The organism is Prevotella sp. E13-27, from assembly GCF_023217965.1.
GTDB lineage: Bacteria > Bacteroidota > Bacteroidia > Bacteroidales > Bacteroidaceae > Prevotella.
The window spans coordinates 77862-89376 of sequence record NZ_JALPSC010000002.1 but is presented as its reverse complement, the minus strand read 5'-3'; the positions used below and the strand labels follow the sequence as shown (position 1 = coordinate 89376).

General features: G+C 46.6%; 11 protein-coding genes and 1 pseudogene. 2 read left to right on the top strand and 10 right to left on the bottom strand.

All coding sequences use genetic code 11. From position 1 onward, the window contains the following. Positions 1-32: 32 nt before the first annotated feature. Positions 33-1823: a hypothetical protein gene (locus M1L52_RS09280; protein WP_248614691.1), complete on the bottom strand. Its 1791-nt coding sequence runs from the start codon at positions 1821-1823 to the stop codon at positions 33-35. A 35-nt stretch (positions 1824-1858) separates the two neighbouring features. Continuing rightward, entirely contained in the window at positions 1859-3196 is a 1338-nt protein-coding gene (locus M1L52_RS09275) for a hypothetical protein (protein WP_248614690.1), read from the bottom strand. Positions 3197-3416: 220 nt separating this feature from the next. Between M1L52_RS09275 and M1L52_RS09270 the strand changes: the two genes are divergently transcribed. Beyond that, a complete protein-coding gene (locus tag M1L52_RS09270; protein ID WP_248614689.1) occupies positions 3417-3980 on the top strand; it encodes a hypothetical protein in 564 nt (187 codons plus the stop codon). On the opposite strand, the gene M1L52_RS09265 is transcribed toward M1L52_RS09270, so the two are convergent. From M1L52_RS09265 to M1L52_RS09230, 7 genes and pseudogenes are all read right to left on the bottom strand, one after another. Continuing rightward, positions 3973-4599: a helix-turn-helix domain-containing protein gene (locus tag M1L52_RS09265; RefSeq protein WP_248614688.1), complete on the bottom strand. Its 627-nt coding sequence runs from the start codon at positions 4597-4599 to the stop codon at positions 3973-3975. The genes M1L52_RS09270 and M1L52_RS09265 overlap by 8 nt on opposite strands. Positions 4600-5038: 439 nt before the next feature. Then, positions 5039-7114 (bottom strand): beta-galactosidase, encoded by a 2076-nt coding sequence (locus tag M1L52_RS09260; RefSeq protein ID WP_248614687.1) that lies wholly within the window; start codon positions 7112-7114, stop codon positions 5039-5041. 306 nt (positions 7115-7420) lie between these two features. After that, positions 7421-7504: pseudogene (locus tag M1L52_RS09255) on the bottom strand (ZIP family metal transporter); the annotation flags it as partial. Positions 7505-7509: 5 nt separating this feature from the next. After that, the gene (locus tag M1L52_RS16550) at positions 7510-8451 is read right to left on the bottom strand and encodes an MBL fold metallo-hydrolase (RefSeq protein ID WP_410896781.1); all 942 of its coding nucleotides are present in this window, start codon (positions 8449-8451) and stop codon (positions 7510-7512) included. Positions 8452-8577: 126 nt separating this feature from the next. Beyond that, entirely contained in the window at positions 8578-9039 is a 462-nt protein-coding gene (locus tag M1L52_RS09240) for a GNAT family N-acetyltransferase (protein WP_248614686.1), read from the bottom strand. A gap of 182 nt (positions 9040-9221) precedes the next feature. Continuing rightward, positions 9222-9473 (bottom strand): hypothetical protein, encoded by a 252-nt coding sequence (locus M1L52_RS09235; RefSeq protein ID WP_248614685.1) that lies wholly within the window; start codon positions 9471-9473, stop codon positions 9222-9224. Further along, positions 9470-9679, bottom strand: a complete 210-nt coding sequence (locus M1L52_RS09230; RefSeq protein WP_248614684.1) for a DUF4250 domain-containing protein — start codon at positions 9677-9679, stop codon at positions 9470-9472. The genes M1L52_RS09235 and M1L52_RS09230 overlap by 4 nt, the downstream gene beginning before the upstream one ends. Before the next feature lie 137 nt (positions 9680-9816). Here M1L52_RS09230 and M1L52_RS09225 point away from each other — a divergent pair, with 137 nt between their 5' ends. Continuing rightward, on the top strand, positions 9817-10269 hold the full coding sequence (locus M1L52_RS09225) for a GAF domain-containing protein (RefSeq protein ID WP_248614683.1): 453 nt from the start codon (positions 9817-9819) through the stop codon (positions 10267-10269). Positions 10270-10980: 711 nt separating this feature from the next. Here M1L52_RS09225 and M1L52_RS09220 read toward each other — a convergent pair. Further along, positions 10981-11367, bottom strand: a complete 387-nt coding sequence (locus M1L52_RS09220; RefSeq protein ID WP_248614682.1) for a hypothetical protein — start codon at positions 11365-11367, stop codon at positions 10981-10983. Positions 11368-11515: the final 148 nt, after the last annotated feature.

Here is an 11515-nt window from a genome sequence, read left to right as displayed (position 1 = left end):
AACTGTTTTCTTTATTTGCGCTTATATCTATATTACTGCTTATTAAGCACCCACTTGTACAACTCGTAGTCAGGCGAGGTGCCAAATAAATTACCCGTCAAGAAGAAGTTCTTACCAGCATCTATATGGTCCTTAGTACTATTGGTGTCGTTGATATAGACATCTGCCTTTGTCTCATCAAATACCTGCGAGTTTGTTGGATGGGCGTTGGCAGCACTTAAGCGTGCAGAAGGGCTCTTAATGTAATACTTCAGTTCGGGATGGTTCTTGACAAACGAGCACAGGTTGACAAAAGGCACCACCGTGTCGTAAGATGAGTGGTAGAAAGCAATGCGATGCTTGGGTGTCCAGCCCACAGTGAGGTTGTTGCTCTCTAAGGCACGGTGTAGATCCTGCATAAATCCACGCTCAGTAGGTATTACGCGCTTGCCGTCGACCTCAAAATTCGATTCGGTTGTGAAGTATGCGTAACAAGCAGGGGTCAGCATCTCCTCGAGTTTACCAAATACTGTGTAATCACCAAACAAGAGGAAGGGCTTTGTCGACTTGTAGAACATCTTACATACCTCAGTGGGATCATAGTAAACTCTAAACGAGCCAGTCCCGGTATGATAAGGGTCGTCAAGATGAACCCTATTATTCAAACCATACTTCATTTGCCACTGATAGCGTTTGGTGACGTCTTCGGTGCTGAACTGGTCATCTCTATTAGGATTCTTTTTGGCTGCAATCATATCCAGCGACCCCGTAGAAAGGAATTTCTGAGACAGGTATTCATCTACCGTGTGCTGGCGCATCAGCGGATTGCTGTCGCACATGCCTTTCAGAATGAGCGGCATCACGATAGGCATAGTCACCGTGCCTGCATCGTGGGCAGTCGATGTGGGATCTGCAGAATTATAGTTCTCACCATTGTCCGTAATATAATAACGCAGGTGGGCCACAGGATCGTAGGGACCGTCACCACAGACGGAGCCTGCATAGTGCAACTGATCGGCAAGGCCGTTCTCTTCGATGAACTTATGAACAGCAAGTGCCACGCTGCCACCCTGTGAATAGCCCAGTGACACACTCTGCCAGTCGTTTTCGAAAGGCGGTAAATTATTACTATTATAAAGTGCCAGACCATAGCGCACGGCATCAACGACTTGGCGTGCGGTCAGTTCCTGATAAAGGTAGGGGTGGGCACGGTCGGCAGTGATGCCATAGCCCTCGTAGTCGGGCATAATGACCAGACAGCACGGCTGGCGGATAGCATCATAGCGAGCGTACATGAGCATCATGCCGACACCCGTCTGGAAACTACCGCCTTCGTGGTTATAGTTAGTCGGAGCCTCAAAGTTGCTCGTGATGGTCTCGTGACAGGCTATAAGCAGGTTGCTGGGCTTTCTTAAATTAATAAAATTTCGGGGCAAAGCCATCATCGATGATAGGATGACCTTGTTGCCGTCAGCATCTATTGACGGATATTTGTAGGAAACGAGAGCGGCACCAGAAATCATATCTTGAAAACCTTCAGAATTTAGTCCTCCATACTGGTTATAGTCGTCAGTACCAGGAGCACGGCGACGCGAAAGTGCAGGACCTATTTCATCCTCTACGGGGGTTATTGACTTGATGCCCTCGTCAATGTATATGGTATCGGCTTGCCCTGTAACAGAGTCCACCACAATACTGTCGCGGCAGCCGAATACAACCTCCTTGACAGATATAATCTCCACCTGGCTGAGGTCTACCTCAGCCAAGTTACCAAGAGCACTCTGTGCCCACGTGCCCATAGCTGTAAACGCCATGGATAAAAGAAGTACTTTTCTTGGATTCATAATCATATAGTTTTATTTTTATTATTATTGGCAGATTATAGGGGGATACCCGTCATATCATAAACCTTATCCTTGATGTATTCTTTAGCCTTATCGATGGCGTCCTTTATAGCCTGGTCCCTGACCGCATCTTTGTCGGGCATACAGTCCTCCATCAGAAGAATGGTCTTGCCGATGTGCTGGAAGAGGCCGTAGTCCACGTGGTTGCCCCAGTCGCCAAACTCGGTTTCGACGTTGCAGCCGTGGCCCTTCAGGTAGTTGGCCATCTCCTCGCCCACATGCCAATCCATGTATTTGTCGCCAGCAGAGTGCATAATATAGTACTTGGTCTTCGTGCTGGGCTGCCAGGTCTGTCCCTCGCCGCAAAGGGAGTTCTCGCGGAGCTTCTGGGCCAGTTTCTTGCCGACGGTCGACTGAGGATTGAGCGCATCGGGCGTCAGAATGAGGTTGACAGGGCAGTCCTTGGCCTTTGCTTCATCACCACCGGCAATGAGCTTATTGATGTCCCAGGTGCCGTAGTCCTTGGAGAGTATCCAATTCTGGATGTTGCTGGCAAGAGGCTCTACAAACACGTCCTTGTAGTCAAAGTCCATGTGGTAAGTCTCCTTGTAAGCCACCACCACGAGTGGGAAAGAACAAGCATAACCAGAGGTGGGGCTGGTAATGTTGCTGATATAAACGCTATGCAAGTCGAAGGGAGCAGCACCTCCCGAGGTCAGGTTCCAATGGATATCAGGACGTTTCTCGTCGCAGTAGCGCTGAACGGCGAGTGCCGAGAAACCGCCACTGCTATAGCCCACATTGAAGGTGGGAAGACCGCTAATGGCATAGCCCTCGTCTTTCAGAATCTGCATGGCGGCATCCCAAGCATCGATGGTCTCAACGCTGGTAATCTCCGGACAGCAGTAGGCCTGTGGCTTGTCCTCCGTGAGTGTCCAACCATAGAGGTCGGCAGAAACCATAATGAGATTCTGGTATTTGTTCATGTATAGACCGATGTCGTCAATCTCGTTCTGAGAAGTACGCTCACCATGCTTGGCACATGTAAACTCATTGTAGAGCATCAGACCACGTGGAGCCACATCTTTATTATATACGGCGGGATTCATTGAAATGACGCCTGTCAGTCGCACAGGTGTCTTCATGTCGGGACCGACACTGGTATATTCGAACACGATTTGACGGAACTTCAAGTTCAGCACATCATTCGCAATCGTTTTCAATGCGTGACACTCGCGGCGTTCCGTCACCTTCTGGTCTATCTGGTAGGTCTCACCATCGGGTGCCGATGGATTGTCGTCGCTGGAACAACTCATCATCAAGTGACTGCAAAGCAGGACGGCGGCAAGCACCCATTTCGATTTGTTTATCATATTCATTAAGTTTTGTTAATGTTTATGCCCCCAAAGTTAGGTTTTTTCTTTATAATTGCATCAAAACTCCTCAGTTTAACACAAAGTCGTTGTCCCCAAGCGGGGATTGTGTTCCCAAAATTGGATTTCACAGACTGCGTATTAGTGATTTTTTCTTAAAATGGCAAAAAAAGGAAATATGTTTGTACCTTTGCATCCAGTTTAATCAAAGCATGTAATAATGGAATATCAGAAAATCAGCAAAGAGCCTCGCAGGTCACTTATTATTAATAAGGTGGAGAGCGGAATGCCCCGCTGGCTGATAGAGGTGGGATTTGTCATGATGGCAATCCAGGCCGTCAGCACCGCGTATGACATCAGCAACTGGATAGAGACGAACGGCATGGTGATTCCCCGCTCCATCGTCTTCCTGCTGGGCGACATCATCCTGTACTATGCGATGATGCGTGGCATGAAGCCTCTGCGACATCCCTATACGTGGATGTGGTGGCTGCTGATCGTGCTCAACGTGGCTGGCGACCTAACCTACATATTACCCGAATCCATCATCAACCTGGCAGTGGCCGTAGCACAGCCGCTGGCCTACCTGCCGTTAGGTATCTCCATCGGCTACTTCTATCGCGGCCGTCTGCAGTGGGTGGGCATACTGATGGTGGCTTTCATGGTAACGATGATTATCCTCCCCATCATGCTCATCGACTTCATACCCTACATATTTACCGATGCCCTGGCTATCGTCACGCAGACAGCACTGGCCTGGACAATACGCAAGATGCTTATTTAATCCGTACCACGTCGTTGAAACTGTTTTGCCGGTATTGGGCGGGGGTAATACCAATACGCTTCTTGAACTCCGTCTGGAACGTAGAGCGCGACACGAAGCCGGCTTCTTTGCCGATGGCTTCCATCGAGTACTGCGGATTCTGCTTGATAAGTTCACAGGAATAGAGCACGCGCTTCTCCGTAAGATAGTCGTAGAGACGATCGTAACGCTGGGAGTCTTTCAGCAATTGCTTGATTTTCTTCTGTGTCAGTCCTAACCGCTGCGCCATGCCTTTCAGGTTGAGGTCAGGGTCGGTGAAGATATGGCTTTCAGTCATCTGCAGGTCCATCCATGTCCAAAGTTCCTCATCAGTCATGGTTTTGATGTCGTTGATGTTCTCACGCAGCGATTCTGTCTTCTCTTTCAGTTCTGTCACCTTGTCATTGCCCATCAACCGTTCCTTCAGTTCGGTCAGCGTCTTTTGCTGCTCCTCGCTCTCCTCTCTCAGCATGTGAAGCGTTTTTGCCTGCAAACTATATTGTTCCTGCAGTTTCTCTTGTTTTTTCTTCTGACTTTCCACCTCGTCTGCCAGCTGACTGTTTTCCTGCACCACCCTGTTGGTCTGTCTATACGTCAACAAAATACTGATAGCACCAGCTACCAGAAAGGCAAAAAAAACAGCTGTAATCAATAGCGCACTTCCTGTCATAAATCGTAATTTGACAACAAAGTTATCTCTATTTCCTCAAAAAGCCATTAAAAAGTGGGAAGAAAGCCGAAATTGTTGTCCCTTAAACATCATTCTGTTCCCAGAAAACGAATCCCTCATCCGAAAGAAAGTTCTTATATCACAATAACCCCTGCAAAGCACACTGCCTTGCAGGGGTTATTTCAAATTAAAAATGTATCAATTAAAGAATGTAATAATTGGCTACGCCGTTTTACATTTTATAATTTTTGCATTCTTACATTGCGCGAAGCGCTTACACGAGGTCAGCACGACCCTTAACCTCCTCCAATATGTCAAGGGTCACCCCCTGACATTCTAATGCGTCCTACCCCTAATCATGCTTGTATTGTTATTGTATTACTTGTGTGGTGCGTTCTATAACTTTGATGCTGTCAAGTGAAATGAGCTGCCCATTTGGAGCTGCATCTAACAGAGCACGCTGCTCGCGCTGAAGATAGATGGGGAAGTCCTTGCCAAGAGGCAGGATGCGCAGTTCCACACGCTTGCCAATAAGGTCGCTAACGCGGACGAGCATAGGCTTTCCGTTCCAGTAGTTATCCTCAACTAGCTGGCCATCAGCATAAACGCGGGCAACATCGCCACAGTAGTTGATCTGGAGATAGAGGTCGGAAGAGGATTGCAACGATTTCAAGTCCGTGATTTCCCAAACGGCAGCATTCTCAAAATCCTTATCAACAGGGGCTGCGGCAACCTTCTGGCTACCCATCGCTACGTGGCGCAGGCCCTTACTGTCTTGTTTCTTGGTGCAAGCAACTTGTGTGGGCAACGTCTGCCATTTTTCTTCTATGATTTGGTTTCCGTCTTGATACAACAGACCATCCGAGAAATAGAGTTTGTCGTTAATCTTGTAGGAACTGTTGGCCCTGGCCTTCGACAGCACACAGAAGGTAACACCGGCAACAGTGAAAGGTTTGTCGGGTTTGGCATTATATGTCTTGCCATTGATGGAGAAACGTGGTTTCTGACCATCGATAGCAATAAAATAGTAGGTGTCATCGGCCTTACAGTATGGCTCGGCTGTTGCCCACTGGATGGTCACGCCGTCGGCGATGTGCCAGTCACGAGGTGTGATGATGGCCTTACCTCCTTCATTGAGTATGCGCACATAGTCGTTGCGGAACTCGAAGGCACCACGGCGTGCATAATGGTCGGAGAGGGAATCGACATCCATCTGACTGAGTTCCCCACCCCACTGCTTCAGGAATTCATGGAGCAGTCGGCTCTCATTCCAACTGACGGCGTTAGGCTGTCCCATTTCGCCGAGGATGGTCTGAAAGTCATAACTCATGTGAGGCATATCATTGTAGTTGGTCACAGAGCTGGCCTGTGTCTCAGCCATCGTATGACGTGGATTGTAGGGGTTCGTGCCACCATGATACATGTAATAGCCTGGCAGATTGGAACCGGAGCCAAGCTTACATACGGCCAAGGGCTTCACCTCGCGGCCACTCATGTTGATACGGCGGTGATAGGCAGGCATCATGCCACCACCCAGCTCGCATGTCAGATAGGGATAAGACAAGTCCTTACTTTCCATCTTGGTATCCTGATTAGCACCAAGAGCCTCAGTAGCAATAACTGCTGAGAGGCGGGTGTCTTTCATAATGAACGCCTTGGGATAGTCGCCAGGCATATCTTTCAGGGAGCGGTCCCAGAACCCATCGGCATAGTCGCCATAGAGGGGCAGCATCTCGCCAAAGACCTCCTTGCCATTCAACTTAGGCCATCCTGTACGCGTGTAGAATGGAGTATCGAAACCGGCCTCAACAGCAGCTTTCTTCAAAGCGTCGTAGTAAGCCCAGGGGCCGCGACACTCGTTCTCTATCTGTACGCCAACCACCGTTCCACCCTGTTTCCACAACAGACCGTTAACCTGAGCAAAAATGTTGTTATAGAGGCTGCGTGTAGCATTCATAAAACCTTTGGCAGTAGAGCGCAGCTTATAGTTTTTTCCGTCAGTAGCCAACTTTGCGACTAACCAGTCGGGGAAGCCTCCCTGCCACACCTCGCCGTGACAGAACGGACCGATGCGCAACACCACAGGCATCTGCTCGTCGCGACAGATTTCAAGAAAACGGCGCAGGTTGCGATTGCCACTCCAGTTCCATTGGCCTTCCTCCGTCTCATGGTGGTTCCAGAACACATAGGTAGCAACAATGGTTACGCCACCGGCTCGCATCTTCTGAATCTCTCGGCGCCACTCAGTCTGCGGCACGCGGCTATAGTGTATCTCGCCCATCACTGGCAGCACATGCTGTCCGCCAATGATGAAGCCACGACTATCAACTTCAAAACGCACGCCATCAGGATTGACATTGGTGCCAAACTTAAACGCCTCTTGAGCTGTCATGCTGAATGATGCAGACAGGAGTAAAAGGGAAATTAGTGTTAGTTTTTTCATCATTTTATAGATTAGTTTGTCTATAGTTTTAAAATACATAATTATCTACTCGCTGTAATTGTGGTCCACTACGATAACGACCTGTGTACCTGGTACTAACGGCCTTGAAGCCTGCTAACAACACGTTAGCAATAATACCTATCCAAATGGTACGAATGATTTCTTGACTGCGATCCATAGAATACTACTTAAATCTGCCGCGAAAATACGAAAAAAAATCCTAAAGCATTTAATTATGCCTTGGGATTTAATATTAATTATTTTATTTGGTCTTTTGCCTACTTATTTGTACCGTTGCAACGCCTTAATTTACCCCATTACCACGTCGAGCACCATCATCAACACGAAACCGATGGCAAAGCCAATGGTGCTGAGAGGAGAGCCGAAGCCCTCCTCTATTACGCTTTATTAAACTTCTCCTTCGGCTGTTTGCAACGGGGACAGCGCCAGTCATCGGGCAGGTCTTCGAAGGCGACTCCATCGTGCTCTGCGGGGTCATAGACATAGCCGCAGATTGAGCAGACATACTTACCTGAAGCTTTCTGTTTGGAGAAATCGACTTCGGCCAAAATGGTTGGTACAGGATGATCCAGATCCATCACGCGCCTGGCCTCCAGGTTCTCATAGCCCTGCGGGGTATGAGTACCACAATAGACGGTGGGATGATTGCGGATGAACTCGCGGATGCGATTCTGCGTCTCGCGGGCTGCTGGCAGATCGTCGAATACTACAGACAACTTATCCTCGTGAAGTGCTTCGTCCACATAAGTGATGTCGCCGTGAATCATGTAGAACAGGCCATCCATCTCCACAATAATGATGCTGTTGCCCTTGGTGTGGCCCTTAGCCTTGATGAGGTAGATGCCGTCGGCTATCTTCTGACTTTCAGGGAAGTTGTAGTAGGCTCCATCGGTATAGCTGACAGGAACGATGTTCGTCAATCCCTGCAATTCAGCGGCATCTGTCTCTTCCTTGTTCACATAGATCTTCGCGTTGGGGAAACTCTTCAGTTCGCCAGTGTGGTCGGCATGGCGATGGGTAACCAGAATTTTCGTCACTTGCTCAGGCTTGTAGCCGAGGGCCTTGAAAGCATCCATATAACTGCAGATGTCCTTGCCGGTGAAGATGAGCGAATCTTCGTTTGGAACTTCCTCGGGAGTCCCTGCAGGAATGCCGGTATCTACCAAAATCACCTCGCTGCCCGTATCAATCAGATAGTTCTGCAGACTGCCACGATAGCGAATGTTCTTGTCAAACTTTTCCATTCCCTCCTCGCCTCCGAATACGAAGGGCTGGGTATAGAATCCGTCCTTACGGAATTTTACAGCTTTGATTTCCATAATTGTATTTGTTTGGGTTATTAATTATTTTTGCAAATATAAATAAAAAATCCCAAAGCAATGCGCTATGCCTTGGGATTTTATGATTTATTAGAGTTTAAGCGGGTTGCCAGTCCCTGACACATATTACAGCACAATTTCCATAGTTGTTTTCTGGACTTTCATGCCCATGTTCCTGTAGAAGCTTAATGCCGCATCGTTGCCATCCCATACGTTCAGGGTGATGTTGTTACAGCCAATTGATTGGGCGTAATTGCGGACATATTCATACAAAGCCTTGCCGACGTGCTGGCCGCGAGCATTTTCATCCACGCAGATGTCATCTATATACAGCGTTTTAATGTCCTGCAACAATTTGTCGTTCTTAACTTCAGTTATCTTGCAGAAAGCATGACCTAATACCGCTCCATCTTCAAAAACAAAAATAGGTTTGCTGTCATCGCTTATCAGGGCCTCCAGTTCCTGTTCGTTATACTTGGTGGTATAAGGTTTGAACAAATCGGGACGTAGCACATGATGCACCATATTAACCTGATGCAGCAATTCTATGATACCTGGTATATCTTTAATTTCAGCTCTTCTGATCATAGTTTTTAAACAGTAATTCTTAAATTAAACTACAGATTACCCACAATACAGATTTTTCAAGGCCGCCAAGATTGCCAGAACTGTTGTGAGCGTGTTCATATTCAATGTCTATATAACGGCTTATATATCAGGTTGAACGGATTAAACTTCATGTCCTTGTAATTAATCTCTTTCATATCAATTCATCTGTTTAGCATCTTTTCTAGTATCTCCACAGCCTTGGTGATATCCTCCTTAAATCGCCTATGGTCACAGAGGAAGTCTGCCCTACCACCACTGATAGCATCATACAGCTCCTGACTCATATCATTGGCATAGTTAGAAATGGCCATCTCGATGTCATCCTTTTGCCAGTCGAGCGTGGAATGGACATAAATCCTCTGCTTCTGATGCAGGAAACTGTAGGCGGTTTCGATACTATCCTTTGTTATCATCTTGTTACTTCATCATACCCTATCGGGCGGAATTGTTTCTGTTTCTCGCTGTACACGAATCCGTACACAAACAAGTAGTTCTTAATATCTTTCGGCTCCGTGCCAAAATTATAGCACAGCGATTCCAGCGTGTCAAACTCCTCGTCACGTAGGAGCATGTTTACGCTCGAAACCAATATAGCAGGATCTTTCGGCAGGTAGTCCATATCACAATTCTTATTAAATCGAAGGGCAAAGGTAAGAAAAAATGAATAATATTTGCTACCTTTGCAGCTGATTTAACAAAAGTTGAGTCTCGTCACGACTCAGCCATCCAAGCAACCGATAAAATTAGATATTACGAATGAAAGAAGAGCAATATAAACTACTGGTCAGCCAGATAGAAGCACTCATAGATGGCGAGAAGGAAACGATAGCCGTAATGAGCAATGTGGCGGCGGCTATTCATCAGTCTTTCGGATTTTGGTGGACAGGATTCTATAGAGTCATCGGCAACGAGTTGGTGCTTGGCCCATTCCAAGGTCCAGTCGCTTGTATGCACATCCCATACGGCAAAGGCGTTTGTGGAACGTCTTGGCAAAGAGCAGAGACGGTTATTGTTCCAGACGTAGAACAGTTCCCTGGTCATATAGCCTGTAGCAGCGAGTCGAAATCTGAAATCGTCGTGCCTGTATTTGGCAGCGATGGTAAGGTGATTGCTGTTCTTGACATTGACAGCGAACACTTGGGAACGTTCGATGACATAGACCGCAAGTATTTGGAGGATATCTGTAAACTGCTCCAAGAATTAGGATAGTTTAGGATTTATGATTCTGATATGTCAGGGGACTGTCCCTTGACATATTAGGGGACTGTCCCTTGACATATTCCTTCTTACCTCTTCCCTCAGACATCTTCCATCTCCCCTCTCCCATCATCTGTTAGGCGAGACGGTATCTGTCCCTGCTGTCTTCGATAACCATTCTCATACCCAAAGAACTGTTCGGAACTTATCAGTGCATTGTTTAGACAGAATTGTAATGTATGACTGTCCAAACTGCGATATAGTCCTGACTATACCATTTTACAAACTCGTCGAGTTTGGTGACCAAAGTCGACGAGTTTGGTCACCAAAGTCGTCGATTTTGGTTTTCAAGATATTAAGAACAAGAATACATGGATGTCAAAACTATATTATAGAACTGCCAGAACAAGAACGCAAAACGAGCTACTGATATCAGTGGCTCGCTTTTAGGTTTTATAATATCGACCATTTCCGGGACAATAGGCTATGGTTCAAAATCAGAAAGAGCAACAGAATTGCTAATGACGAAATCAAGATAGAACTTCTGCATGGTGTCATTGGGCACTGTTCCTGATGGTATCTTTAGTGTACCATGAATTATATATTTTCCAAATCATTCATTAATCTTATCGCAGTCTCATCAAAATTATCTATATTGTCAACCACTTCTTTGCCAGCTAGATCCATTGGCCCATAGACAATATTGTTTTGGTCGAGTAATCCCTAAAGCTCCTCAATGTAGGCCTGCATACTTTTGATGGTTACCTTTAGTTTCCTCAATTTGTATTTCCTTAGCGGATATTCCTCCTCTATGAGGCTCTTCATCCTCTCTATCTTCTTATTCGTGGCGTTTTTCTTCTTTTCTTTCAGCTCTAACTTCAGTTGATTTATTTCCGTTTTGAGATCATTGATTACCTTAGCAGGCTTAGAATCACCTACAACCCCGCTATCTGTATAGCCATTAGAGATAAGGATTTCTTTCAGCCTTATCACCTCTCCCTCTAAGTGTTTTGCATAATCAGCCAGCTTACCCCATTTCACCTGATCCTTCCTGTATGCGTCGATGATATATTTCACCCTTACCTCATAAGGGACATCCTCAACACCCAATACTTCCTTGGCGGTCTTTAGTTTCTTTTTTTATCTTCTCTTTCTTTTCTTCAGGGTTCTTCCTGTCGACGACTTCTTTTAATTTGTCCAGTTCACTTTTCAGTTCCTTATACTCCTATTCCAACTCTGCATACATCTTTTGCAGCAC

What these genes read in the sequence shown, in the direction of transcription:
- M1L52_RS09280 (WP_248614691.1), bottom strand. Translation starts at nt 1,823, where the DNA reads ATGAATCCAAGAAAAGTACTTCTTTTATCCATGGCGTTTACAGCTATG.
- M1L52_RS09275 (WP_248614690.1), bottom strand. Translation starts at nt 3,196, where the DNA reads ATGATAAACAAATCGAAATGGGTGCTTGCCGCCGTCCTGCTTTGCAGT.
- M1L52_RS09270 (WP_248614689.1), top strand. Translation starts at nt 3,417, where the DNA reads ATGGAATATCAGAAAATCAGCAAAGAGCCTCGCAGGTCACTTATTATT.
- M1L52_RS09260 (WP_248614687.1), bottom strand. Translation starts at nt 7,114, where the DNA reads ATGATGAAAAAACTAACACTAATTTCCCTTTTACTCCTGTCTGCATCA.
- M1L52_RS16550 (WP_410896781.1), bottom strand. Translation starts at nt 8,451, where the DNA reads ATGGAAATCAAAGCTGTAAAATTCCGTAAGGACGGATTCTATACCCAG.
- M1L52_RS09240 (WP_248614686.1), bottom strand. Translation starts at nt 9,039, where the DNA reads ATGATCAGAAGAGCTGAAATTAAAGATATACCAGGTATCATAGAATTG.
- M1L52_RS09235 (WP_248614685.1), bottom strand. Translation starts at nt 9,473, where the DNA reads ATGATAACAAAGGATAGTATCGAAACCGCCTACAGTTTCCTGCATCAG.
- M1L52_RS09230 (WP_248614684.1), bottom strand. Translation starts at nt 9,679, where the DNA reads ATGGACTACCTGCCGAAAGATCCTGCTATATTGGTTTCGAGCGTAAAC.
- M1L52_RS09225 (WP_248614683.1), top strand. Translation starts at nt 9,817, where the DNA reads ATGAAAGAAGAGCAATATAAACTACTGGTCAGCCAGATAGAAGCACTC.